This window comes from Alishewanella sp. HL-SH05, assembly GCF_052655985.1.
Genome location: NZ_CP199753.1, coordinates 1,854,329 through 1,878,411, shown reverse-complemented (window position 1 = coordinate 1,878,411; position 24,083 = coordinate 1,854,329). Strand labels below are relative to the sequence as shown.

Genomic DNA, 24,083 nt, shown 5'->3' with positions numbered 1-24,083 from the left:
TCGCCATGGAATTTGCAACAGTTCATAGCATTCTGACAGTGATTCTGTTCGTCGCGTTTGTTGCTTTCGTTATTTGGGCTTACAGTAAAAAACGTAAGTCCGATTTCGACGAAGCCGCCAACCTTGTTTTTGATGACGAGCCAGAATCAAAAAAACAACATTCTAAACGGGAGTCGGAGCATGAGTAGCTTCTGGAGTCTTTGGATTTGGGTACTAACCATCCCAGTATTGGTGCTGTGTTTAGTCCTGATCATGTGGAACTTAAAAAACTATGTCGGTGTGCCTGAAGATGAGACCACTGATCACGAAGTGGATGGCTTAAAGGAATTTAACAACCCACTACCAAAATGGTGGACGTACATGTTCCTTGCCACCTTAGTCTGGTCGGTGTTTTACTTAGCCGCCTATCCAGGTTTAGGTAATTACAAAGGTTTCTTAGGTTGGACCAGCTCTAACCAAGGTATCAAATCTTTGGAAGAATCTCGCCAAGCAGTATTACAAGCTCAAGCTGAAGGCCGTAACGTACAGTTAGATATGGAAGTGGCTAAAGCTGATGAAGTGTATGGCCCCGTATTTCAACAATTTGCTCAGCGCGATGTATTGGACTTAGCCTACGATCCAGAAGCGTTAAAGATTGGCCAGCGCTTGTTCTTACAAAACTGTGCCTTATGTCATGGTTCTGATGGACGCGGCCAACGTGGCTTCCCAAATTTAACCGACAACGATTGGTTATATGGTGGCACAGCAGACAAGATCAAAGAAACCTTATTGCACGGTCGTAAAGCCGCCATGCCAGGTTGGGAAGCCGCACTCGGTGACCAAGGCATCAAAGAGATGACCGCTTATGTTCTGCAGCTATCAGGTCGTGCTGTTAACGAAAAAGATGCCGAAGCCGGAAAAGCGAAATTTGGTATGTGTGCTGCCTGTCACGGTGTTGATGGTCGTGGTAGTGTTGCGCACAACTTACCTTTCGGTGCCCCTAACCTAACGGATAACATTTGGTTATATGGCGGTTCTTCAGCCACTATCGAAGAAACCCTGCGTTTAGGTCGTTACGGTGTTATGCCAGCCTTTAAAACAACGTTAGGCGAAGACAAGGTGCATATCCTAACGGCTTATGTGTACCGACTGTCTAATCCGGAAGACTTGCGCTAAACCGCACAGCAATCCGAAGCGCACTAAGCCCCGTAAAGGGGCTTAGTTTTATGAACGAGGTGAGTTATGCAAGAAGATACTAAACCCTGGTATAAATACGCTTGGACCTGGGTGTTAATCGCCATCCCTGTGGTTACCGCATTAAAAGCCGTTCACACCGTTGTGGTGATGCAGCAGCATAAGCCTGAGATCGTCATTGACGACTATTATCAAGCCGGTAAAAGTATCAATATGCAACTGGCGAAATATCGCGAAGCCGCCCTGCGCAATATGGATGCACGTATTTTAGTCGCCGGTAATCGGGCGGTCATTCGATTTACTGAAAACCAAGTATTGGGTGAAACTATTCATCTTGATTTTTACCACCCTACCCTAGGCGCACAGGATTTTGCGGTAGATGCCGAACGCAGTGGCGAGCTACTGTATGTGGCAACATTACCGATCACCCCAAACGGCCGCTGGCGTTTAACCGTATCAGACAAATCCGAAGAATGGCGACTGCGCGCCAACTTAACACTGCCGGCAGAACAAGAAATTAAACTGGGTTATTAAGAAGGATAATGGCTGTGGCAGCAGTGAGGTGTTTTCATTGCCATGAAACGGTACACACTGGCGATCGTTTTACTTTAAACCTTGACGGGCAAGAACATTATTTTTGCTGTGCTGGCTGCCAAGCCGTCGCTGATACTATCTTTAGTAATGGTCTTGCCGATTATTATCGTTTTCGAACGGCTGCAGCCACGAAGATCGATGCTCTACCTTTGGAGCTCAGCGCCGAATTAAGCCAATTTGATAACGAGGCGGTGTTAGCCGATATTAGTCAGCAGCATAATGAGCTAACCGATATTGAATTGTCCATCAGTGGTATGAGCTGTGCAGCTTGTGCTTGGCTTATCGAAAAACAACTTCGCAAACTGCCTCAGCTCCACAGTGTGAGCATTAACGCCTCAACCCAGCGAGCGTTGCTGCGATTTGATAGTAAACAGCTGTCACTCAGCGCTATTTTACAACGTATCAACGATATTGGTTATCAAGCCAGCCCCTTTGTAGCCGATCAAGAAGAGCACAAATTCAAACTCGAGCTTAACCGTTATCTCAAGCGGCTCGCGGTATCCGGCATTTTAACTATGCAAGTGATGATGCTGGCTTTTGCGCTATATTTTGGCGAATACACTGGCATTGAAACAGCCCATGAAGGCTATCTGCGTTGGATCAGTTTGCTTTTAACGATCCCTGTGGTGCTGTATGCCGCTAAACCTTTTGTAGTCAGTGCTTGGCGCAGTATTAAGGCACGACAAATGAATATGGACGTGCCGGTTACGCTGGCCCTGTATTACACCTTTTTTGCATCTGCGTATGCCACCGCGATGCAAACCGGCGAAGTGTATTTTGAATCCGTTTGCATGTTTACCTTCTTGCTGCAATTAGGCAAATTCTTTGAATTCCGCGCCCGTGCGCAAGCCCGCGAAGCGACCAGTAATTTATTAAAAATCATGCCGGTTACGGCCACCCTTCACACCGAGCAAGGGCCACAGCCCACATCGGCTCGGCGCTTACAGACGGGCGATATCATCTTAGTAAAAGCCGGTGAAACCCTGCCCGCCGATGGCATAGTAAAAGACGGACAAAGCTCAGTTGATGAGTCGATGTTAACCGGTGAATATCGCGCGATCAGTAAAACAATTGGCGATACAGTATTGGCCGGTAGCGTTAATCACGATGGTTTATTACAGGTGCAAGTAAGCCGAGTTTTAGCCCATTCGCGCTTAGGTCAAATCATTCAATTACAACAACTGACGCTGAGCCAAAAACCGAAACTAGTCGAAAAAACCGACCAATTAGCCAAGTATTTTGTCGAGCGTTTATTGGTGATCGCCCTGCTCACGTTCTTACTTTGGTATTTCTGGTGGGATCCTAGCCGCGCATTTTGGGTCACCCTATCGGTGTTAGTTGCCACCTGCCCTTGCGCCCTTAGCTTAGCGACCCCCACGGCGATAACCTGTGCCTTGGCCAGATTAAATCGACAAGGCGTGCTGATTAAAAATGCTCAAGTGCTTGAGGTTTTACCCAACATTAGCCATATCGTGGTAGATAAAACCGGCACCTTAACTGAAGGTAAATTTAGCTTACAACAGGTGCACAGGGTCAACCCTGCCCTTGCTGAAACCGATTTACTTAACTTAGTGGCAAATTTAGAACAATATTCTGAGCATCCGATTGCCCGGGCCTTTGCGCCGTATTTAACGCAGCCCCTAACATTAAACGACGTACAGGTAGCCATTGGCGCCGGTATTCGTGCTCGTTGGCAAGGCCAGCAACTCAAAGTGGGCAGCGCACAATTTTGTGGCGTACCAGCAGAGCCAGAATGGCAGGTGTATTTTACTCTCGATAACCAACTGCAAGCCAAGTTGCAACTCGTCGATAAATTACGCGAAGAAGCGACGGCGTTAATTCAGCAACTTCAGCAGCAAGGCTATAAACTGGGGATGTTAACCGGTGATCACTCGGTACAAGCAGAACAATTAACCGCAGCGTTAAAACTCGACTTTATGCACAAAGGCTGCAGTCCTGAAGATAAAGTCACCGAGATCCAACAATTAATCGCAACAGGTGCCAAAGTGCTGATGCTGGGTGACGGTATTAACGATAGTCCGAGCTTTAACGCTGCGCATATTTCAGTTGCGGTGCAATCTGGCACCGATTTATCGAAAAACCAAGCAGATGTGGTATTTTTAAAAGCCGATTTGCGCTTATTACAAAACCTTCTTCAAGGTGGCAAACAAACCGCCCGGGTGATCAAACAGAACCTTGGCTGGTCAGTGGGCTACAATCTGGTTATTATCCCTCTAGCCGTTGCGGGTTTTGTTTCCCCTTACATTGCCGTGATTGGCATGTCGTTTAGCTCGCTGTTAGTGGTATCCAATTCATTGAGGTTACTGAAAAAATGAGCATTATCTATGTACTGATCCCGATTGCCATCCTGTTTGTGGCTATTGGCATTGGTATCTTCTTTTGGGCGGTGCGCTCAAAGCAATTTGAAGATTTAGAAAAAGAAGGCTTAAGTATCTTGTTCGACGAAGATAAGCCCAAAGCGACACCACCGAACAAGCCTGATGAACATTGATTATGTCGCGGCGCTGCTGATTGGCTTTTTAGGCAGCAGCCATTGTTTAGTCATGTGCGGTGGTATTGTTGCCGCCTTACAATTTGCCATGCCTGCCCAAAGTGCTTGGCAAAAGTTTCGCTTACAAGTGTTGTTAAGCCTTGGCCGCTTGATTACTTATGCCTGCTTTGGTGGCTTGGTCGGTTATTTTGGTGCGACCGCCATGGGCATTACCGGGGCCACTTTTATTGGGTTACGTTTATTGGCCGGCTTATTATTGCTGGCGATGGCGCTGTATATTGCGAGACTTTGGTTTGGTTTAACACGCTTAGAGCGCGCAGGGCAAGGTTTGTGGCGCTTTATCCAACCTTATACCAAACGCTTATTACCGCTTGATAGCAGTGGTAAAGCCTTAAGCTATGGCATGTTATGGGGCTTTTTGCCTTGTGGTTTGGTTTATTCGACCCTTAGTTGGAGTTTAGCCAGCGGCAGTGCCAGTAGCGGTGCACTGATCATGTTACTTTTTGGCGTCGGCACCTTACCGGCGTTACTGGTATTTGGCTCCGCGGCTAATAGCCTAGTCAAACTAAAAAACCAATTATGGTTTCGTTACAGTGCGGCATTATTGTTAGCGGTTTATGGTATTTACACAATATGGCTTGCTTTGCATAGACTAGTTTTTTAAGCTGTTACCCTATTAAGGGTAAAAGGGTGTGTGTGATGCAACGTTCAGCTATAAATTGTCAGGATTGCGGTTTTAGTCAGCTGTGTTTACCGTTTTCGCTCAGTGAGCAAGAAATGAGCAAACTTGATGATATTATTCAGCGAAAACGCCCTTTGCACAAAGGCGATATGTTGTTTGAAAGCGGTAACGAGCTTAAATCGCTGTATGCCATCCGCACGGGTTCTTTTAAAACCTTTACGCTCACCTCACAAGGTGAGCAGCAAATCACCGGCTTTCATTTACCTGGCGATGTCATTGGTTTTGACGCCATCAATACTGAAAAACATGCCAGCTATGCTGAAGCCTTAGAAACCGGTATGATTTGTGAAATACCCTATCAAAACCTTGAAAATCTGTTAAGTCAATTACCTAAACTACGCCAGCAAATGATGCGTTTAATGAGCCAAGATATTCAATCTGATCAACAAATGATGTTGCTGTTAAATCGTAAAACCGCAGAGCAAAAATTGGCAACTTTTTTAAATCATTTGGCTTCTCGTTATGGCAATCGTGGTTTTTCTGAAAAAGCCTTCCGGCTCAGTATGACCCGCAGCGACATTGGTAATTATTTGGGCTTGACCGTAGAAACCATCAGCCGTTTGCTGAGTAAAATGCACAAAGATGAAATCATTCAAGTTGATGGCAAACTTATCACCATTTTGGATGCTCCCAGCTTAACCGCGCTTTCAGGCCAATGTTAACTCCTCTTAACTTGATATAGCACAAACATAAATCCCTATTAATCGCTTATCTTGGTCTACACTTAGATAAGCTGATTGACTTAAGAGGGAAGCTTTAGTGTCTATTTACAATAATGTGTTAGTGGTTTTAGATCCGAGCGCTGATGAGCAAAAAGCGCTCGATAGGGCCATCGAACTTGCCCGCAAACAAGGCTGTCAACTGACCGCTTTTCTTAGTGTTTATGAATTCTCTTACGAAATGACCACCATGTTATCGGGTGACGAGCGCGAATCGATGAAACAGTCGGTGATTAAAGATCGCGAGCTTTGGGTCAAAACCTTTTTAGAACAACCCAGCGCCTTGGGTTTAAACATCAAAATGCACGTGGTTTGGCACAATCGCCCCTTTGAAGCCGTAGTGAAAACCGTCTTAGATAATGATTATGATCTGGTGATCAAAGGGACGCATGATCATGATGTTTTAAAATCGATGATTTTTACGCCGACCGATTGGCATATTTTGCGTAAATGTCCTTGCCCAGTATTGTTAGTTAAAGATCATGCTTGGCCTGCTAAAGGCAATATCATTGCTGCCGTTAATGCGGGTAGTGAGCAAGAGCATCACCTGTCATTAAATCAACGAGTGATCCACAAAGCACAACAAATGTCGCAATTACTCGATGCTAGGGTGCATTTAGTCAATGCCTACCCCGGCACCCCGGTAAATATCGCGATTGAGATCCCCGAGTTTAATCCACAAGAATACAATGACACCCTACGCCGCCATCATAAAGATGCGATATTAAGTCTGGCCGAAAAACATCAAATTAGTAACGAGCAATGTCATGTGTTAGAAGGTATGCCCGAAGACGTGATCCCGAAACTGGCCAAAAAGCTGGATGCCGAAATGGTCATTATCGGCACTATTGGGCGTACGGGCTTATCCGCGGCGATCATTGGTAATACCGCTGAACATGTCATCGACCGCTTAGATTGCGATGTATTAGCCATGAAACCGGCTGACTTTATTTGTCCGCTTGAAAAAAGCTAACTATCAGACTTTGGTAAAGGCGCGAGGTTGGGTATAATGAGCGCCTTTTTTCTGGCGGGTAGTTACTGATGTCGCACGCAGCACAAGCAAAAGCTCAATACAATCTGAACAAATTACATAAAAGATTGCGCCGGGGCGTGGGTCAAGCCATTGCTGATTTCGGCATGATTGAAGAAGGTGATAAGATCATGGTCTGCCTTTCTGGCGGCAAAGACTCTTACACCATGCTCGATATCCTGATGAATTTACAGCAATCCGCGCCGGTAAACTTTAGCCTCATTGCCGTTAACCTCGATCAAAAACAACCTGGCTTCCCTGCTGAGGTATTACCTCAGTATTTAAACCAGCTGGGTATTGAATATCTGATTGTTACTGAAGATACCTACTCGATAGTCAAAGATAAAATTCCAGAGGGTAAAACCACCTGTTCGCTGTGTTCACGTTTGCGCCGGGGCATTTTATATCGCACCGCAAAAGAGCTGGGCGCCACTAAAATTGCGTTAGGCCATCATCGTGATGATATGCTTGAAACCCTGTTTTTGAACATGTTTTATGGTGGCAAGATGAAGTCGATGCCGCCTAAACTGGTCAGTGACAACGGTGAGCATATCGTGATCCGGCCTTTGGCTTATTGCAAAGAAAAAGACATTGAAAAATACGCTGTTGCACGGCAATTCCCGATCATCCCTTGTAACCTTTGTGGCTCACAAGACGGCCTGCAGCGCCAAGTGGTCAAAGAGATGCTGCAAGATTGGGATAAACGCTTTCCAGGGCGTATCGAGACCATGTTTCAAGCCATGCAAAACATCGTGCCATCACATTTAGCAGATAAATCGCTGTTTAATTTCGCAGAGCTGACGAAGGGCGACGCTTTAGTGACTGAGGGTGATTTAGCATTTGATAAAGCGACTATCCCCAGCATTCCGGTTGGCTTAGAAATAGAAAGCGATGATGAGCAGCCGCTGCTACAAGCGGTCGAGTTAAACTAACCCCTGATTATCGCTGCGCTTTACTTAGCATCATGCTGTTGGAGCGCAGCCTTTCGTTTGGCATAGCGGCACGCTATGCCTGTCTGCCTTTGATAACCATGCTGCACCTTGGCTTATGCGCATTTGCCTGCTTAGCGGTGATGTTCAGCTAAACGATACCCAACAGCATATCGCAGCGCGGGCAATAGCGAGCAGCTTAATCCTCTAAAAAACGTCGATTATAACGGATCATGGCGGTTATCTCTTCGATGTACTCTTCACCACGTTCAGAATAAGCATGCAACCCATGCGCCAATGCTTCACCACGTATGGGGCGATCCTCCTCACGCAACTTCCAGCGGATTTGGCGTAACGACTCATAGGTATGAAAAGTATTCAGATTATAAAAATAACTGCTAATCGCTGCGGCAGCATCTTCAAATCGGGCCACTTCGTGAAACTGATCTTCAGCACGATTTAATGGCACGAGGCCACAGCCCTCCCGAAAGCACCATTGCCCAAAAAAGTTATAGCCTTCCACGGCAAAACGACTAGTGCCCCAAGCCGACTCATTGGCTGCCTGCATTAAGACTAAACTCTCCGGAATAATATCCACGCGCAACAGTAATTCTTGCAGCGATGCCATATCCGTTTCAGTAATATCTAAGCGGAACTCATCATACAAACTATAAAGAAAGGCATATTCGTCGATATGTAAGCGCATATTCTTACGCTTTTTATCTTCAATTTCTAATAATTGCTCGCGCAATAACAGCAAGCGTTGATTTTCGCGACGCACGTGAGGGCGCAAATAATCAAAAAAAGCTTTTTTCTTTTTACGGACATCCGTAATGGCATTAAAGTCGGGTAACGGCCGAGCGGGAATTTCAGAGCGAGGATAAGCCAACCGCTGTAGCAGTTTTTTCTGATCAGCCTGCGATAATGCAGACAGCCGAGTTGGGATCTGCCATTGCTCAAAAGACTCGAGCGAATCGCTTTCTTTTAATGGTTCGAGTTGGCTAAAAGGGCTTAACGTGGCAATCAGCACCCCTAACCAAAACAATACCAGCAATAGTTTTCGGAAAAACAGCATTAACCACCTTTGTCATGAAACAACAATTCAACACTATTAGAACGTATTATTATTATTTAACCTGCCATTCTACCGCCTTAGTCTGCTAGATTCGACCAAAAGTTGCTACGCTGGGTTTTTTTACGCATTTTATGCTGAAATCATTGCAAATTTAGTCTGTCTGATAAAAACTGGCTTAGTAAGATTTAGCTGTCTGGATGGATATAACGGGGTAAATGGCGAAGATATGAAACCAATTGAACGTTCAACTAAGTTAGATGGGGTATGTTATGACATCCGTGGGCCCGTTGCTCGAGAAGCCAAGCGCATGGAAGAAGAAGGTCATCGGATCCTAAAACTCAATATTGGTAACCCTGCCCCATTTGGTTTTGAAGCACCCGATGAAATTCTCAAGCACGTTATTCATAATTTGCCAACGGCACAGGGCTATTCTGATTCACAAGGTATCTATCCGGCGCGAGTGGCTGTCGCGCAATATTATCAACAACGGGGTATTCGTGGTGCCGATGCCGATGATGTTTATATCGGTAATGGCGTCTCTGAATTGATATTGATGGCCTTACAAGGTTTATTGAATACCGCCGATGAAGTGTTAGTGCCGATGCCCGATTATCCGCTATGGACTGCCGCAGTTAATTTAGCGGGGGGCAAAGCGGTACATTATTTATGTGATGAACAGCAAGACTGGTATCCTTCGCTTGAGGATATTAAAGCGAAGATCAGCAAAAAAACCCGTGCTATCGTGTTAATCAACCCGAATAACCCAACCGGTGCGGTGTACAGCCCTGAATTCTTACGTGAACTGCTTGAAATCGCCCGGCAACATAAGCTGGTGGTGATGAGTGATGAAATCTACGACAAGGTCTTATACGACGGTACCGAGCATGTCAGCACGGCAGCATTAGCAGATGATTTAGTGATGCTGACCTTTGGTGGCTTATCTAAAAATTACCGCATAGCCGGTTTTCGCATCGGTTGGTTGTTTATCTCTGGTGCAAAAAAGCTCGCCAAAAACTATATCGAGGGTTTAAATATCCTGGCCTCGATGCGCTTATGTGCCAATGTGCCCTGCCAGCACGCCGTACAAACGGCACTGGGTGGCTATCAAAGCATTAATGAGCTTACCGTTCCTGGTGGCCGTTTATACGATCAAATGGATTTGGCGCACAAGTTGGTCAATGAGATTGATGGCGTAAGCTGCATGCGCCCAAAAGGCGCCATGTATCTCTTCCCCAAAATTGATTTAAAGAAATATCACATTAAAGATGACGAACTGTTTGTGTTAGATTTTTTACGGCAACACAAAGTGCTGTTAGTGCATGGTCGCGCCTTTAACTGGCCAGAGCCAGATCACTTTAGGATCGTTACACTGCCGCATAAAGATCAATTACGACAGGCAATTAGTAAGCTTGCACAATTTTTACCCAGCTATAGCCAAGAATAAAACATGACGCTTTAAGAACTTCATAGGTAAAAATGCCGTGTTTGACACATCACTGTTGTCAGCACGGCGTCAAGCAGGTATGCTCGGCCAGGTTGTAGCCATCTGGATAGCAAAATGTCTGCTGAATACTCTTTCCAATCTCTGTTTGAAGCTTTTACGACGCAACTTGCTGCAGTCGTATTTTACGCCTTTTCCTTTAATGGCGTGGATATTCCCTTGGTCATGATTTGGCTGATCAGCGGTGCCATCATTTTTACCCTATACCTCGGATTTATTAATATCCGTGGCTTTCGCTATGCGATTGGCCGCTTATTCACTAAACCAGAACGCGATAGCGCTGGTGAAATCTCCCCTTATAAAGCTCTAACCACCGCCCTCTCTGGTACGGTGGGTACAGGTAATATTGCTGGTGTCGCGATTGCTATCAGCCTTGGCGGCCCGGGCGCGACGTTTTGGATGATCATGGCCGGTTTATTGGGTATGTCGACCAAGTTTGTCGAATGTACCTTGGCTGTGAAGTATCGTCAGCAAAACGCCGACGGCAGTATCTCGGGTGGCCCAATGTTCTATATTAAAGCCGCGCTAGATAAATATCATTTACCGCGCTTGGGCTCCGCTTTGGCCATCTTTTTTTCTATTGCTGTTATCTTTGGCTCGGCCGGCTTTGTGCATGTAAACCAAGGTTTTGTGCAAGTAGAAAGTGTAACGGGCTTTGATCAACCTTGGCTGTTTGGGGTGATTTACGCGGCGCTAATTGGCGCAGTGATTATTGGCGGTATCAAAAGTATTGCCAATGTCACCAGTAAACTGGTGCCTTTTATGTGTGCCATTTACTTGCTGGCTGCCTTTGTGGTGATTGCACAGCATTTACCTGCCGTGCCCAGCGCCTTGCTGTTAATCGTACATAGTGCCTTTGCGCCCGATGCGGCCTATGGTGGTTTTATTGGCGTGTTGATCCAAGGTTTTCGGCGCGCCGCTTACTCGAATGAAGCGGGCATCGGCTCGTCGCCTATCGCGCATGCGGCAGCCCGAACCAAAGATCCTATCTCTCAAGGCTTTGTCGGCTTGCTCGAGCCTTTTATTGATACAGTGGTGATTTGTACCATTACGGCTTTGGTGATTATTTTAACAGGGGCTTACCAATTACAAGGGCTGGATGGCGTACAAATTACCTCGGGTGCCTTTGCTACGGTATTTGATTGGTTTCCGATAGTCTTGATGGTGGCGTTGTTGCTGTTTGGTTTTTCAACCGTGCTTAGCTGGTCTTATTATGGCTTAACCGGCTGGCGTTACATTATGGGTACCGGCCCCAAAATGACCACGCTGTATAAGATTTTATTCTGTGGCATGGTATCGATGGGCGCAGTACCCAGCATTATGGCAGTGTTTGATTTTATCGATTCAATGATTTTCTTAATGGCGATCCCGAACATTCTGGCCCTGTATTTACTGTTGCCAGAGGTAAAAGCCGATTTAAATCGTTATTGGCAAAACCGCGTTAAGCACTAGATGGTGTTGAGGTAGGCTAAGCCTTGTTGCGCAACTGAGATTTGTTCTGCAAATTAAGAGCAACACCTTGCCTTTGGCGCCTCACGCGCGCAGACAAGGTGTTGCCTTAGCCGTATTTGCTAGGAAGGCTGAACTGAGGGTTAAGCCGCTTGCTCGGTTTTACTGCTTTTCTTTACGGCCGTTAACTCTGCTGTGTTTAGCTGCGACTTCTCGCTGACTTTAGGCTCTTTCTCTGCCGTTTTTGCTGGCGCTTTTTTGGCACCTAAGGCAATTAATACCGCGTCTTTTTGCTGCGCTAAATATAACGCCAAGGTTTCAGTTTGTTGTTCGTCAGCGATTAAAGCGCTGTCTTGAAGTAGTAGTTGCAAAGCATCTGCCGTATCGAGCATTTTGTCATAGGCATCCGCCTCAGCTTTTGAGGTAAACGTCATTTTTTCTACTCCATTTCGCTCTACAACATATTTGGTGATTACCGCCATCGTTTTACCCTCTGCTAGAAAACTGTTTATTTATACAGTATAAATAAGACCCTGTCCAGCGCTCGCATCTCACTGTTATTTACATTACTATAAGTAATTGAACTATAGCGATTTCAGTGGAGGATTTATGGGTTCAGTCTGGTCAGAACGTCGGTCGGCGGCACCCGGTAGTCGCCCCTTAGACCATCGTACGCCATGGCAACGAGATCGGGCTCGTGTGTTACATTCAGCCGCCTTTCGTCGCTTGCAGTCTAAAACGCAAATTCTTGGTATTGGTCAAAATGACTTTTACCGCACACGGTTAACCCATTCTTTAGAAACCGCACAAATTGGCACCGGTTTACTCAATCAATTACGCCTAAACGCGGATGATACCGTACGCGCCTTCTTACCCGAAGACAACCTAATGGAAGCGCTGTGTTTAGCGCATGACTTAGGTCACCCCCTTTTGGGCATGGTGGCGAAACGGCACTTAATTACAAAATGCTGGCCTACGGTGGCTTTGAAGGCAACGGCCAGACCTTACGTATTGTCAGTAAATTAGAACCTTATACCGAACATCACGGTATGGATTTAACACGCCGCACCTTACTGGGATTATTAAAATATCCGGTGCTACAACCGATGCTGACAGCACCAACTCAGCTCGATAACCCGTTAAGTTTAGCGCCGTGGAAACCCGCAAAGGCGGTATTTGCGGCTGACAGTGCTATTTTAGATTGGATCTTAGCGCCACTAAGCGCAACCGATCGCCAAGCATTTCAACAAACTCAAGTACTGGATGACTCACCGTGGCAAAAATCACGCTATAAATCCTTAGATGCGTCGATTATGGAACTGGCCGATGACATCGCTTACGGTGTGCATGATCTTGAAGATGCTATCGTGCTAGGTAATATTAGCTTTAGCCAATGGCAACAGTTTACTGCTCAGCCCTTTGCTGCACTGAGCCACGAGCAACAACAAGCATTGCAGGCCGTTGGCGTTAAGTTGTTTGCTCAGGCGCATCACTTGCGCAAAGATGCGATTGGCTCTTTGGTAAATCAGTTAATTACGTCGGTATCTTTATATGAAAGCCTACCACGCTGCGAAGAGCCGCTAATTCGTTTTAATGCCTGCCTAGCTGAAGCCGAGCAACACATCTTACAAACGCTGAAACAACTGGTCTATCGGTGTGTGATCCAACAACCGACCATTCAACAATCACGCTTTCGTAGTCAAAATATGTTACTGAAATTATTCGATGCTTTTGCCTCTGATCCCCAACGTTTGTTGCCGCTTAATACGCAGCAACGTTGGCTAGATGCCGCAGATAAAACTGCCAAGCAGCGAGTAATTTGCGATTATATTTCAGGCATGACCGATGATTATGCCGAGCGGATGTATAGCAGCTTATTTGGTAGTTAAACTGAGGGTGTAAAAGTGCAAAAACCACTTCGGGTTCTCGCAGGCCAACGCGCCTTTACACAGATCCAACAACAGGGCTTACACGCTGATGATATCAGCGTGATGATTGGCGCCAGCGGTGGCCCTAAATGGTTTTGCCTGTATGGGCTTGATCAGTATCTACTTACACAATTTTTTAAAAACCGCAGCAAGCCATTGCACCTGCTGGGCAGTTCTGCCGGTGCTTGGCGCTTTACTTGTTATGCCCAGCAAGATGGTGCAGCTGCATCAAGCCGCTTTGCTAAAGCCTACTCCGAAATTCGTTTTCCCCCGCAGGCCGACATTAAACTGATCACGCAGATCTCACAAAATATTATTAAGCAGATCCTGCCAGATAACGACAGTATTCAACAGGTATTGCAGCACCCGGTTATGAAGTTAAATTTAATAGTTGACCGCGCTAAAGGCTTAAACCGCAGCAACCGCCCTTGGCTGCAAGGCACGGGGTTGATGCTCGCTGCAGGGGCGAACTTATTAAATCGACGATTGTTACGGCATTTTTTTCAGCGTATTCATTTTCATGTCGCCGGTGAAGCGGCGCCTTTTTTCCACAGTGCTGATTTACCAACCGAACACGTGTTACTGAATGAACACAATTTATCCGCCGCGGTGATCGCCAGTGGCGCTATTCCCATGGTATTAGAGCCCGTTTTGGATATTCAAGGTGCGGGCCAAGGACACTACTTTGATGGTGGTATCACCGATTATCATTTCAATCAGCAATTTAGCAGCGAAGGCTTGGTGCTCTATCCGCATTTCTACCCCGACTTAACGCCAGGCTGGTTTGATAAAGGTTTAAAATGGCGCAGAGCCAATCGTGCTTATCTTGATAATGTGGTGATTCTCTGTCCTAGTCCGGCTTGGATCAGCAGCTTACCTCACGGCAAAATTCCTGATCGTAAAGACTTTAAACTCAACGAGGCACAGCGCATCCAAGCCTGGCAAACGGTGCTAAGTCGTTCACATGAACTCGCCGACGCCTTTGCCAGTGGCCACTATCAGTTAGAGCGGCTGTAACGTTCTTTTTAATTGACTGTTTGTTAGCCGAGGTTGTATTTTTGTCACCTTATCAGCAACAAAAAGGATGTTTCACAAATGGAGCGGCACAATGTTATCAACTAAATGGATAGTTTTAGGCGGCTGCTTGCTGCTTGGTAACCTGTTATCGGGTTGTACCGCGTTAGGGATGCTCGGTGATAGTCAGCTACGAAGCGATAACAGGCGCGTGGTGCAAGATCAACAAACAGGGCAAAGCAAAACCGTTGAGCCGCCTTTACTGTTAACGGAGCTGGGCATTGCGCTAGATAGTGCAGTGATTGAAGGCGTGAAAAAGCTCGGCAAAGACGAGCAGCCAAAAAAATTTGCAAGCACAACGGTCACTTCAACGAATGCCGACCGCTCGGCAAGCAACGCTCAGATATTATCGACTGAGCCACGATAAGGTTCTAGCCCTTCGCACAAGGCCTGCATAGCATCGAGCATACGTGGGCCTGCTCGATACACCCAATCCGCATTTAAACTAACAAAAGCCTGATTTTTTACCGCGGGCAGGTTGGGATAGCGCTGCCAAAACGCTGCTGTTGCGGCCTGCTGTGGTTGAATAATCACCGTGGGTTGGCGCACTAATAACTGCTCTAACAACGGCTGCGGATAATCGCCTTTAGCATCAGCGAAAATGTTATCACTAGCACACTCACGTAATAGTTGCGCAGGCCAAGCCGAATTGGCGACCGTCGTTAACGGGGCCACCCCCATGGCATAAAACACCCTTGGCCGGGGTTTATGCGCATAGGCTTTACGCAACGTGGTTAAGCGCTGCTGAAACGCTGCCGCTTGTTGCTGACCTAACTGTGCATGCCCGAGTAAAGCACCGAGCTGCTTTAACTCCAGTGCAATATCATCAAGCGTGACCGGATCAGAATAAGCCACCTGAATACCAAATTGCTGCAAGCGTTCAAGATCCTGCGCCGGATTGCCACTGCGCCAGGCCAGCACTAGATCCGGTTTTAACGCTAAAATAGCCTCAATATTTAAGGCCGCAAAACTGTTCACCCGCGGCAATTCTAAGGCAGCTTCAGGATAATCACTGTAATCACTCACGGCAATTAATTGCTCGCCCGCCCCCACCGCATACACTAATTCCGTAATATGCGGCGCCAGACTGATCACCCGCTGCGGCGCGGCAGCAAGCGGCAAAGCGAGTAGTGTTAAAATAACCCCACTAAGCCAAAGCCGCGACACGCTATGTAATAATCGCATTTACCAATCCAAACCTTGTTGTGCTTTCACACCAGCGTCAAACGCATGTTTTACTGCTTGGATCTCGCTAACGGTATCGGCTAATTCCAAGATACGTCGATGGCAAGCGCGACCGGTTATCACCACATGTTGTTTAGCTGGGCGCTGCATCAGCGCTTTTTCAATGCGTTCTAGTGGTAAATAATGATAACTGAGCATGTAGGTAAGCTCGTCTAGTAACACCAAATCGAGCGTATCGTCGGCTAAAAAGCGCTCGGCATCTTGCCACACTCGCTCGGCCGCTTCGATATCTGCCGCTTTGTCTTGCGTATCCCAGGTAAAGCCCGTTGCCATCACTGAGAACTCAACACCATGTTGTTGCAGTAAATTACGTTCACCACAAGCCCAACTGCCTTTAATAAATTGCACCACTGCCGCATTTAGGCCATGGCCGACCGCGCGAGCCACGGTGCCAAAACCGGCAGTTGATTTACCTTTACCGTTGCCGGTTATTACTAACAACAAACCTTTTTCAATATTGGCTCGTGTTACGGCGGCATCAACGTACTCTTTTAAGCGTTGTTGCCGTGCCTGATGGCGTTGTTGTTTTAATTCATCTGCACTCATGCTATCCACCTTGTTGTAACTGTCGCCGTAATATAATCAGAAAGAATACACTGCCAAGCACCGAGGTGATCACCCCTAATGGAATTTCTTGCATCGCTAACAGGCTACGCGCGGCATTATCTACCCACATCATAAAGATGGCTCCAAATAGCGCCGAGCCCAGTAATAATGGCACTGCCGTTACCCCCATAAAATAACGCACCATATGCGGCACCATTAAGCCCACAAAGGCGATACCACCACACTGCGCCACAATACAGGCAGTAACTAACGCGGTAAGCAGTAATAACACCAGCCGCAGACGCTGTGTATTCACGCCCAAGCTGCGGGCACTGTCGTCTGATAATAACAAGGCATCCAATTGCCGCCTGACCGCCAATGCCACCACCAGCAATAGCAGCACGGCGGGCGCAATTAATGCCACACTGTGCCAATCGGTTCGACTTAAGCTTCCCATCATCCAAAAAATAACCCGATTAGCGGCAAAAGGCTCAGCAAAATACAGAATAAAGCTGCTTATCGCGCTGAGCATAAATGACACCGCAACCCCAGCGAGTAAGGTCACTTCCATTTTTTGTAGCCTATTACCCATACAGGCAATAAACACCAACAGCACCGCAATCAAAGCCCCTAAAAAGGCCGCCAACGCCATGCTGATCAGTTGTTCGGGTAGCACAATACTGACAATGGTCGCCCCTAACCCAGCCCCAGCCATTAAACCAAATAAATAAGGATCAGCCAGTTGATTACGACTGACGTTTTGTAAAACGGCACCGGCCACAGCCAAGCCTGCCCCTACTAACATGGCGACCAATAAACGAGGTAAACGAATTTGCCAGATAATAGTCTGGGTTAGCGGCTCGCTCACTGCTTGGCCAGTTAAAGCGAGCAGCAATTCACGCCAACTGATCGCGACACTGCCAATTTGCAAACTCAATAGTAAACTCAGTACTAATAAACCGCTTAACAGCCATAGCAAGGCTTGCTGACGGGGTTTTAACTGTTTTAGCATGGGCTTGGCACTCCGACTTTCGCGTGCGCGAGCTCAGGTATAAAGGTCACTTGCAACCAGCCATAATCGGCTTGCGATGACACCACGCAAGGCAAACCAAAAACCTGCTGTAATAATTCTGGGCGCAAAACGTCGTGTGGCGTACCATAGGCCCGCACCTTACCGTTTTCCAATAACAATAGCTTGTGGCAATAACGCGCGGCTAAATTCAGATCGTGCAAACAACAAATAATGGTTTTATTCAGCCCCTGTAGCAGTTGCAATACCTGATGTTGGTATTTCACATCTAAATGATTGGTCGGCTCATCCAATAATAAAATAGTCGCTTGCTGCACCAAAGCGCGTGCAATATAAAGCCGCTGTAATTCGCCCCCCGATAAAGTATCGGCGCGTAGTTGCGCTTTATCAGCCAAACCCACTTGCTGCAATGCTAACCTTACCTGCTGCAGGTCTTGGGCACTGGTGCCCTCATACCAGCGCTTATGTGGTAACAAGCCCATCGCCGCAACTTGCTCACAAAACAACCCCTGCGGTGCACTGCTGATTTGTGCCACGGTGGCAACTTGCCGTGCTAAAGCCTGTGCACTCTGCTGCTGCAACGGCTGGCCAGAAAGTAAAATTCGGCCACTATTCGGCGCATAACGGCCATTTAGTAGTTGTAATAAACTACTTTTACCCGCGCCATTTGGGCCGATAATACCGACGACTTCATTAGGGGAAATCGTCAACGTAATCTGGTCGAGCGCCAGCACAGAGCCTGTGCTACGCGAATTGGGATACGCTAAACAAAGCTGGTCTAGAGTATAAATGGCGGCTGTCAAAACGATATCCTGTAATTGCTCGCAGGCAGCATCCTACAGCCCGTTTGACACAGGTGGCAGGCCGCTACCGTGTTTTCCCGCACGGGGGCATTTTACACCAAGGCAGGTATCCTGACTGACTACGATAACCCATGTTTCGCCTTCCCGTTAAGTGGCCTTGAAACACAGCGTAGTTTACAGTTGCGGGTACAGTTCAGGGTTCGCACCTGATTCCCTATGTTAAGCTTTAAGCTCACCTTAGCGTTTAAGCGTTGCTTGTTATAAGATAGCAACGCTGGCTATTGTAGCAGTAAAAGGTTAAAGCAGATATCGGATTACTGCTTTGCTTTATTGCGCTCTACCGGTGAAATTTATTACGCATATGGTTAACTTTTATCCTGCAATTTTAACGATAACTGCTAGGATTAAGCTATTTATAAAATCTGAACGCTGCAAGCCTCAGGGCTAAACACCTGACATGGAGCAACCTATCACTATGACAAAAACACTCAACGTCTTGGCCATCTGCGGCAGTTTACGCGCTAAATCGACTAATCGGGGTATGTTGCTATGGGCACAAGCACACGCACCAAAAGGTATGAAAATCCACCTGGCCGACTTATTGGATGTGCCCTTTTATAACGCCGATTTAGCAGAGAAACCTGCTGCTGTCAGCCGGTTACTTAACGATTTCGCCCAAGCAGATGCATTAATTCTGGGCTGCCCAGAGTACAATTACTCACTGGCCCCCGCTTTAAAAAACGCGCTAGATTGGGCATCGCGGGAACCTGATAATTACCTCTTACGTGGCAAGGCGGTGGCTATTATGGGAGCCGCAGGGGGCATGGGTAGCTCGCGCGCGCAATATCATTTACGTCAAGTCTGTGTATATCTCGATTTACACCCGTTAAATAAACCCGAAGTTTTTGCCAATGCGTTTAGCGGCGCTTTTGACAACGAAGGACATTTAATTGATAGTAAAATCCAAGAAAATATCAAACAGCAACTGCTCGCGTTGGCGGCATGGCAACAAAAACTGCAGCCGTAAACTGATAACACCTTGCCTGTTAGGGATATTTTTAGCGCCCTTTTAGCTGAACGGGTAACACTATTCGCCTGACGTTGCTTTATTAACACATAAATAGCCGAACAGCATCTCACAAGATGTTCAAACGCTGAGACTAAACGGATTGATCTGATGAAATGGCTGCTACTTTTTAGCATAATGATCTGGAGTGTGTCGTACGCCGAAACGGCAGAGACATTGCCGTCAAAACTACAATTTCGCGAAGCGCTAACCTCACCTGCAGCGCAATACAGCCAAGCTTTGTTGTCTGAAGCCTATCGGCGTTTAAATATTGATGCACACTTTATTGATATTCCGTTTGGCCGAAGTTTATTAGAGTCGAATAAAGGCAGCTTAGATGGTGAGCTAGCTAGGGTGCTGGATGTGACTAAGCATTACCCTAACCTTGTCGCAGTACCCTATGTGTTGTTTGATACCAAGGTTTATTTGTATATCAATCAGCAACGCTGTGCAAAATGTAGCCTAGACGACGTGCCAAGCTTGGCTTATGTCCGTGGTTCTTTGGTGTTGGAAGAAATCTTAAAAAAGCTGCCGCCTTCGCGCCAAGTGATTAGCTCTGGCAGTATCGAAAGTACCAAAAATTTATTTTTAACCGGCAAAGTCGATGCCGTGATTTTTGCGGCTTACCAGCTTAATGCACAAAGCAAATTCCCGATTAGCGAGCAATTTATTTTTAGCTTACCTGATTACCATTTACTTCATCGCGACCATAGCGCCTTATTACAGCCCTTGGCAAATATGCTATTTCAATTAGAGCGTGAAGGCTTCACCGAAAATTTGCGTCTACATTTTGGTATTGCCGCCCCAAGCCGACAATTACAAACGGGGCAGCAACCCTTTGCTTACTATTAACCGCTGCATGATTCCATAACAAAGCCCCACAGAGCGGTCATACCGATCAGTTTAGTGTTAAGCATAACGCGGTTTGCTTAGCCAACACGCCATAAGTCTTTCTTGAGGATTCTTTGCGGCCGTCCATGGCCTGCAACAGTTGGTTTAGCGCAAACAGTGTTATGCTTAACTCACGCGCATTAGCTTAACGGAGCTTATGTTTAACGTGTATATTTATCTAACCACTGAAACACTTCGTTGTACCAACGCACGCGGTTATCCGGGTTTAAGATCCAATGGTTTTCATCTGGAAAGATCACCAAGCGTGAATCAATGCCTTTACGTTGTAAATTAGTAAAAGCCCCTAAGCCCTGAGCATAAGGCACACGGAAATCTTTTAAGCCGTGGATCACCAACATCGGTGTTTGCCACTTTGCGGCATGCGCCGCTGGATTAAACTTTTGATAATCTGACTCAGCCTGCCAAGCTGGCCCGCCTAAATCAAACTCAGGAAACCACAGCTCTTCTGTGCTGCCATAAAAACTCGGCATATCATACAAACCGGCATGGTTCACTAAGCATTTAAAGCCCTCTGGCCAGTTACCGGCGATCCAGTTCATCATATAACCGCCGTAGGAAGCCCCCAGCGCACAAGCACGTTCGCCATCAATCCAAGGCTGAGCTTGCACAATATACTCAAAGCCTTTTTGCAAATCGATTAAGGGTTTGCCACCCCAATCACGGCTAATCGCATCAGTAAAGGCTTGACCATAACCGGTAGAGCCATGGAAATCGACCATGACCACCGCATAGCCTTTAGCTGCATACATTTGCGCATTCCAACGCTCGTTAAACATATTACCGAAGCTACCTTGTGGCCCACCGTGCACCAAAAAGGCCATCGGGTACTTTTTGCCTGGCTCAAAATTCCACGGCTTCACTAAATAGCCGTATACGGTGGCATCGTTTGCCCCTTTAAAGCTGAACTGCTCGTAATCACCAAACTGCACCTGCTCGCGCCAGTGGGCGTTAACATCGGTTAATTGTTGTAATTGCGAACCATCGGGCCCGGTTTGAAAAATTTCTGCTGGCATATTTAAGCGATGATTGGTAAACACAATTTTATCGCTGGCAACCTGTAAGTTACCGGCATAGCCATCACCATACACTTTGACGACATCACCAAAGCTGGTGTTGATGGCATAAATGCTATATTGCCCCACATCTTGGGTAGTCACATAAATAGTACGATTATCTAAGCCAAACTGATAATCAGAAATCGAGCGGTCCCAGTTTGGCGCCACTTCTTTCTTCTCACCGGTCACCAGATCCAACAACATTAAGCCAAAGCGATCGGCTTCAGCACCGGGTTTCTTCATGGCCAAATAAGCCATAAAACGGCCATCGATGGAGAATTTTGGATTTGCATCCCAAGCGGGGTTATTGGCGGTTAAATTAACTTTTTCGCCACCGCTAATCGGTACCTGAAAAATATCGTAATTGGTATGCCAGGCTTGATCGACGGCAGGGATCTTGGCACTAAACACCAGTTGCTGATTGTCTGGCGTAAAAGCCACTTCGCTGATCCCAGCGATATCGGTATTCCAATCTGCCATCACATTTTTGGCATCGGTCAGCACTTTATCACCGATGGTGGCGATATGCAGATGTTCACGATATTGATCGCGCCAGTGATCCCAATGCCGAACCATGAGCTGGTCATAAGCTAAGGCACTGTCTTTTTTCTCGGCGTCTTTGGCTTGAGCATCCAAGGTGCATTGCAACGTTTGGCAACCTGGTTTCACGGTCAACGCTAATGCCAAGGTTTTGCCATCCGCCGCCAATTTAAACGCATTTACGGGTACCGGCAGTTGCGTGACTTGCTGTGCTTCACCACCGTCTAACGACAACCGCCAAATTTGATTACTGCCACTACGATTGGCAATAAAGAAAATACTCTGGCCGTTAGGATGCCACTGCACTGCAGTTTCACGGCTACTGTGTGTAGTCAGGCGTTTCACACTGCGATTTTCACCCAGCGTCATTAAATACAAATCATGACTGGTATCGGCGGGCGCAAAACCGCCATTGCTCTGGCTGTAAACCACCGCTTGACCATCTGGCGCTAACGCCACATTACCCACTTTATTAAATTGGTTTAGGTGCTCGACCGTCAGCGGCCCCTTTGCCATGGCCGTACTGCTTAAAATACAGGCAGCCAGTAACGTCAGTTTTTTCATCAGTTCCCTCGGTTAGCAAAAGGCCGCAGTCGTTGCTGCGGCCTGTTATTATTATTTCGAGCCTTTGCTTAACTTGGCATCTAACTCAGCGATGTTCGCTTTCCAAATTACCGGCCCTTGTTGGTGCACATTATTACCGTTGCTATCAACGGCAACCGTCACCGGCATATCTTCAACATCAAACTCGTAAATCGCTTCCATACCTAAGTCTGCGAATGCCACTACGCGGGCTTTTTTAATCGCTTTTGACACTAAGTATGCCGCGCCACCTACCGCCATTAAATAGGCTGCTTTGTGTTGCTTGATACTGGCTACGGTTTTATCACCGCGCTCAGATTTACCAATCATGCCCAGTAAACCGGTTTGCGATAACATCATATCGGTAAATTTATCCATTCGTGTTGCGGTAGTTGGACCGGCAGGCCCTACTACTTCATCACCTACCGCATCAACTGGGCCAACGTAATAAATAAATTTGTTTTTAAAATCAACGCCAGCGGGTAAGCCTTCGCCTTTATTCAGCATATCAGCAATACGCTTGTGTGCCGCATCACGCCCCGTAAGCATTTTACCGCTTAGTAATACTGTTTCACCGGCTTGCCAGCTTTGTACTTCCTCGGGTGTCACGGTATCAAGGTTTACCCGTCGCACTTTATCGCCCAACTCCCACGTCACTTGTGGCCAGTCTTCCAATTTAGGCGGCTTGATATCAGCCGGGCCGCTACCATCTAAATGAAAATGTAAATGCCGAGTAGCCGCACAGTTCGGGATCATCACTACCGGTAAAGATGCGGCGTGGGTCGGTACCGATTTGATCTTAATATCAACAACCGTGGTCAAACCGCCTAACCCTTGAGCGCCGATACCTAATTTGTTCACTTTTTCGTACAGTTCAACCCGCAGTTTCTCTTCTGCGGTCTCTGCGCCTTTATCCAGTAAATCTTGAATATCCACGGGATCCATTAATGATTCTTTGGCCAATACCGCCGCTTTTTCAGCCGTACCACCGATACCAATACCTAGCATGCCTGGTGGACACCAGCCGGCACCCATTTTGGGCAGGGTTTCAAGTACCCAATCCACAATAGAATCTGACGGATTTAACATCGCCATCTTGGTTTTATTTTCAGAGCCACCGCCTTTGGCCGCAATCATCACTTCAACGTGATGGCCTGGGACTAAATCAATATGCACTACGGCTGGGGTATTATCTTTGGTATTTTTGCGCAGACCAGCAGGATCAGCAACAATAGAGGCTCGTAGCGGATTGTCTGGGTTAAGATAAGCACGACGTGTGCCTTCATCAACCATCTGCTGTACCGTCAAGTCGGTTTTATCCCACTTCACATCCATACCGATCTTCACAAAACAGGTGACGATGCCGGTATCTTGGCAAATAGGCCGGTGCCCTTCTGCCGACATGCGCGAGTTAATTAGAATTTGGGCGATGGCATCTTTAGCCGCTTGGTTTTGCTCTTTATGGTAAGCCACTTCCAGCGCTTTGATAAAATCCAGTGGGTGATAGTAAGAGATATACTGTAATGCATCTTCGATACTATCAATAAAATCTTGTTGGCGAATAACCGTCATGCTTGC

The 24,083-nt window shown here is 46.8% G+C and carries 23 protein-coding genes, 1 pseudogene and 1 riboswitch; of the genes and pseudogenes, 16 read left to right on the top strand and 8 right to left on the bottom strand.

Features of this window, described 5'->3' with window-relative positions:
• Window positions 1–5: 5 nt before the first annotated feature.
• The 9 genes from ACUJFL_RS08565 (at window position 6) to ttcA (ending at window position 7,702) form a co-directional block, all read left to right on the top strand.
• Complete coding sequence (locus ACUJFL_RS08565) at window positions 6–188, top strand: cbb3-type cytochrome oxidase subunit 3 (protein WP_226750978.1); 183 nt, start codon at window positions 6–8, stop codon at window positions 186–188.
• Window positions 181–1,155, top strand: a complete 975-nt coding sequence (ccoP, locus tag ACUJFL_RS08560) for a cytochrome-c oxidase, cbb3-type subunit III (RefSeq protein WP_229585842.1) — start codon at window positions 181–183, stop codon at window positions 1,153–1,155. The genes ACUJFL_RS08565 and ccoP overlap by 8 nt, the downstream gene beginning before the upstream one ends.
• Before the next feature lie 66 nt (window positions 1,156–1,221).
• Window positions 1,222–1,707 (top strand): FixH family protein, encoded by a 486-nt coding sequence (locus ACUJFL_RS08555; protein ID WP_445429011.1) that lies wholly within the window; start codon window positions 1,222–1,224, stop codon window positions 1,705–1,707.
• 14 nt (window positions 1,708–1,721) lie between these two features.
• Complete coding sequence (locus ACUJFL_RS08550; RefSeq protein ID WP_445429010.1) at window positions 1,722–4,103, top strand: heavy metal translocating P-type ATPase; 2,382 nt, start codon at window positions 1,722–1,724, stop codon at window positions 4,101–4,103.
• Window positions 4,100–4,279 (top strand): cbb3-type cytochrome oxidase assembly protein CcoS, encoded by a 180-nt coding sequence (gene ccoS / locus ACUJFL_RS08545; RefSeq protein WP_226750974.1) that lies wholly within the window; start codon window positions 4,100–4,102, stop codon window positions 4,277–4,279. Before ACUJFL_RS08550 ends, ccoS begins: the two co-directional genes overlap by 4 nt.
• On the top strand, window positions 4,269–4,943 hold the full coding sequence (locus tag ACUJFL_RS08540) for a sulfite exporter TauE/SafE family protein (protein ID WP_445429009.1): 675 nt from the start codon (window positions 4,269–4,271) through the stop codon (window positions 4,941–4,943). The genes ccoS and ACUJFL_RS08540 overlap by 11 nt, the downstream gene beginning before the upstream one ends.
• A gap of 35 nt (window positions 4,944–4,978) precedes the next feature.
• The gene (gene fnr, locus ACUJFL_RS08535; RefSeq protein WP_226750972.1) at window positions 4,979–5,683 is read left to right on the top strand and encodes a fumarate/nitrate reduction transcriptional regulator Fnr; all 705 of its coding nucleotides are present in this window, start codon (window positions 4,979–4,981) and stop codon (window positions 5,681–5,683) included.
• Between the two features lie 97 nt (window positions 5,684–5,780).
• Entirely contained in the window at window positions 5,781–6,713 is a 933-nt protein-coding gene (gene uspE, locus ACUJFL_RS08530; protein ID WP_445429008.1) for a universal stress protein UspE, read from the top strand.
• A gap of 68 nt (window positions 6,714–6,781) precedes the next feature.
• The gene (gene ttcA / locus ACUJFL_RS08525) at window positions 6,782–7,702 is read left to right on the top strand and encodes a tRNA 2-thiocytidine(32) synthetase TtcA (protein WP_445429007.1); all 921 of its coding nucleotides are present in this window, start codon (window positions 6,782–6,784) and stop codon (window positions 7,700–7,702) included.
• 196 nt (window positions 7,703–7,898) lie between these two features.
• On the opposite strand, the gene ACUJFL_RS08520 is transcribed toward ttcA, so the two are convergent.
• Window positions 7,899–8,774: a glucosaminidase domain-containing protein gene (locus ACUJFL_RS08520; protein ID WP_306176616.1), complete on the bottom strand. Its 876-nt coding sequence runs from the start codon at window positions 8,772–8,774 to the stop codon at window positions 7,899–7,901.
• 226 nt (window positions 8,775–9,000) lie between these two features.
• Here ACUJFL_RS08520 and ACUJFL_RS08515 point away from each other — a divergent pair, with 226 nt between their 5' ends.
• Both ACUJFL_RS08515 and ACUJFL_RS08510 read left to right on the top strand, forming a co-directional pair.
• Window positions 9,001–10,218 (top strand): pyridoxal phosphate-dependent aminotransferase, encoded by a 1,218-nt coding sequence (locus ACUJFL_RS08515; protein ID WP_226750968.1) that lies wholly within the window; start codon window positions 9,001–9,003, stop codon window positions 10,216–10,218.
• Window positions 10,219–10,332: 114 nt separating this feature from the next.
• Window positions 10,333–11,727, top strand: coding sequence for an alanine/glycine:cation symporter family protein (locus tag ACUJFL_RS08510; RefSeq protein WP_445429006.1), 1,395 nt, complete (start codon window positions 10,333–10,335; stop codon window positions 11,725–11,727).
• Between the two features lie 140 nt (window positions 11,728–11,867).
• Here ACUJFL_RS08510 and ACUJFL_RS08505 read toward each other — a convergent pair whose 3' ends face one another.
• On the bottom strand, window positions 11,868–12,206 hold the full coding sequence (locus tag ACUJFL_RS08505; RefSeq protein ID WP_226750966.1) for a YebG family protein: 339 nt from the start codon (window positions 12,204–12,206) through the stop codon (window positions 11,868–11,870).
• A gap of 127 nt (window positions 12,207–12,333) precedes the next feature.
• On the opposite strand from ACUJFL_RS08505, the pseudogene ACUJFL_RS08500 reads away from it, so the two are divergent.
• The 3 genes and pseudogenes from ACUJFL_RS08500 to ACUJFL_RS08490 all read left to right on the top strand — a co-directional run bounded on the left by ACUJFL_RS08500 (window position 12,334) and on the right by ACUJFL_RS08490 (window position 15,093).
• A pseudogene (locus ACUJFL_RS08500) lies at window positions 12,334–13,613 on the top strand (anti-phage deoxyguanosine triphosphatase).
• Window positions 13,614–13,628: 15 nt separating this feature from the next.
• Window positions 13,629–14,669, top strand: a complete 1,041-nt coding sequence (locus ACUJFL_RS08495) for a patatin-like phospholipase family protein (RefSeq protein WP_226750964.1) — start codon at window positions 13,629–13,631, stop codon at window positions 14,667–14,669.
• 91 nt (window positions 14,670–14,760) lie between these two features.
• On the top strand, window positions 14,761–15,093 hold the full coding sequence (locus ACUJFL_RS08490; RefSeq protein ID WP_445429005.1) for a hypothetical protein: 333 nt from the start codon (window positions 14,761–14,763) through the stop codon (window positions 15,091–15,093).
• On the opposite strand, the gene ACUJFL_RS08485 is transcribed toward ACUJFL_RS08490, so the two are convergent.
• Genes ACUJFL_RS08485 through ACUJFL_RS08470 form a run of 4 tightly spaced genes read right to left on the bottom strand, consistent with a single transcriptional unit; the run spans window position 15,066 to window position 18,350 of the window.
• Window positions 15,066–15,911 (bottom strand): cobalamin-binding protein, encoded by an 846-nt coding sequence (locus ACUJFL_RS08485; RefSeq protein ID WP_445429004.1) that lies wholly within the window; start codon window positions 15,909–15,911, stop codon window positions 15,066–15,068. The genes ACUJFL_RS08490 and ACUJFL_RS08485 overlap by 28 nt on opposite strands.
• Window positions 15,912–16,517: a cob(I)yrinic acid a,c-diamide adenosyltransferase gene (cobO, locus tag ACUJFL_RS08480; RefSeq protein ID WP_226750961.1), complete on the bottom strand. Its 606-nt coding sequence runs from the start codon at window positions 16,515–16,517 to the stop codon at window positions 15,912–15,914. It lies immediately after the preceding gene.
• A gap of 1 nt (window position 16,518) precedes the next feature.
• Entirely contained in the window at window positions 16,519–17,529 is a 1,011-nt protein-coding gene (locus ACUJFL_RS08475) for a FecCD family ABC transporter permease (RefSeq protein WP_445429003.1), read from the bottom strand.
• Window positions 17,523–18,350, bottom strand: a complete 828-nt coding sequence (locus ACUJFL_RS08470) for an ABC transporter ATP-binding protein (protein ID WP_445429002.1) — start codon at window positions 18,348–18,350, stop codon at window positions 17,523–17,525. The genes ACUJFL_RS08475 and ACUJFL_RS08470 overlap by 7 nt, the downstream gene beginning before the upstream one ends.
• 84 nt (window positions 18,351–18,434) lie before the next feature.
• Window positions 18,435–18,605: riboswitch (cobalamin riboswitch) on the bottom strand.
• A 220-nt stretch (window positions 18,606–18,825) separates the two neighbouring features.
• Here ACUJFL_RS08470 and ACUJFL_RS08465 point away from each other — a divergent pair.
• Both ACUJFL_RS08465 and ACUJFL_RS08460 read left to right on the top strand, forming a co-directional pair.
• The gene (locus ACUJFL_RS08465; RefSeq protein WP_226750958.1) at window positions 18,826–19,377 is read left to right on the top strand and encodes an NADPH-dependent FMN reductase; all 552 of its coding nucleotides are present in this window, start codon (window positions 18,826–18,828) and stop codon (window positions 19,375–19,377) included.
• Between the two features lie 189 nt (window positions 19,378–19,566).
• A complete protein-coding gene (locus ACUJFL_RS08460) occupies window positions 19,567–20,268 on the top strand; it encodes an ABC transporter substrate-binding protein (protein WP_445429001.1) in 702 nt (233 codons plus the stop codon).
• Window positions 20,269–20,468: 200 nt separating this feature from the next.
• Here the strand turns inward: ACUJFL_RS08460 and ACUJFL_RS08455 are convergent, their stop codons facing one another.
• Together ACUJFL_RS08455 and ACUJFL_RS08450 are read right to left on the bottom strand one after the other, a co-directional pair.
• The gene (locus ACUJFL_RS08455) at window positions 20,469–22,487 is read right to left on the bottom strand and encodes a S9 family peptidase (RefSeq protein WP_445429000.1); all 2,019 of its coding nucleotides are present in this window, start codon (window positions 22,485–22,487) and stop codon (window positions 20,469–20,471) included.
• 51 nt (window positions 22,488–22,538) lie between these two features.
• Window positions 22,539–24,077 (bottom strand): fumarate hydratase, encoded by a 1,539-nt coding sequence (locus ACUJFL_RS08450; RefSeq protein WP_226750955.1) that lies wholly within the window; start codon window positions 24,075–24,077, stop codon window positions 22,539–22,541.
• Window positions 24,078–24,083 lie beyond the last annotated feature (6 nt).

What these genes read in the sequence shown, in the direction of transcription:
- ACUJFL_RS08565 (WP_226750978.1), top strand. Translation starts at nt 6, where the DNA reads ATGGAATTTGCAACAGTTCATAGCATTCTGACAGTGATTCTGTTCGTC.
- ccoP (WP_229585842.1), top strand. Translation starts at nt 181, where the DNA reads ATGAGTAGCTTCTGGAGTCTTTGGATTTGGGTACTAACCATCCCAGTA.
- ACUJFL_RS08555 (WP_445429011.1), top strand. Translation starts at nt 1,222, where the DNA reads ATGCAAGAAGATACTAAACCCTGGTATAAATACGCTTGGACCTGGGTG.
- ccoS (WP_226750974.1), top strand. Translation starts at nt 4,100, where the DNA reads ATGAGCATTATCTATGTACTGATCCCGATTGCCATCCTGTTTGTGGCT.
- ACUJFL_RS08540 (WP_445429009.1), top strand. Translation starts at nt 4,269, where the DNA reads ATGAACATTGATTATGTCGCGGCGCTGCTGATTGGCTTTTTAGGCAGC.
- fnr (WP_226750972.1), top strand. Translation starts at nt 4,979, where the DNA reads ATGCAACGTTCAGCTATAAATTGTCAGGATTGCGGTTTTAGTCAGCTG.
- ttcA (WP_445429007.1), top strand. Translation starts at nt 6,782, where the DNA reads ATGTCGCACGCAGCACAAGCAAAAGCTCAATACAATCTGAACAAATTA.
- ACUJFL_RS08520 (WP_306176616.1), bottom strand. Translation starts at nt 8,774, where the DNA reads ATGCTGTTTTTCCGAAAACTATTGCTGGTATTGTTTTGGTTAGGGGTG.
- ACUJFL_RS08515 (WP_226750968.1), top strand. Translation starts at nt 9,001, where the DNA reads ATGAAACCAATTGAACGTTCAACTAAGTTAGATGGGGTATGTTATGAC.
- ACUJFL_RS08510 (WP_445429006.1), top strand. Translation starts at nt 10,333, where the DNA reads ATGTCTGCTGAATACTCTTTCCAATCTCTGTTTGAAGCTTTTACGACG.
- ACUJFL_RS08505 (WP_226750966.1), bottom strand. Translation starts at nt 12,206, where the DNA reads ATGGCGGTAATCACCAAATATGTTGTAGAGCGAAATGGAGTAGAAAAA.
- ACUJFL_RS08490 (WP_445429005.1), top strand. Translation starts at nt 14,761, where the DNA reads ATGTTATCAACTAAATGGATAGTTTTAGGCGGCTGCTTGCTGCTTGGT.
- ACUJFL_RS08485 (WP_445429004.1), bottom strand. Translation starts at nt 15,911, where the DNA reads ATGCGATTATTACATAGCGTGTCGCGGCTTTGGCTTAGTGGGGTTATT.
- cobO (WP_226750961.1), bottom strand. Translation starts at nt 16,517, where the DNA reads ATGAGTGCAGATGAATTAAAACAACAACGCCATCAGGCACGGCAACAA.
- ACUJFL_RS08475 (WP_445429003.1), bottom strand. Translation starts at nt 17,529, where the DNA reads ATGCTAAAACAGTTAAAACCCCGTCAGCAAGCCTTGCTATGGCTGTTA.
- ACUJFL_RS08465 (WP_226750958.1), top strand. Translation starts at nt 18,826, where the DNA reads ATGACAAAAACACTCAACGTCTTGGCCATCTGCGGCAGTTTACGCGCT.
- ACUJFL_RS08455 (WP_445429000.1), bottom strand. Translation starts at nt 22,487, where the DNA reads ATGAAAAAACTGACGTTACTGGCTGCCTGTATTTTAAGCAGTACGGCC.
- ACUJFL_RS08450 (WP_226750955.1), bottom strand. Translation starts at nt 24,077, where the DNA reads ATGACGGTTATTCGCCAACAAGATTTTATTGATAGTATCGAAGATGCA.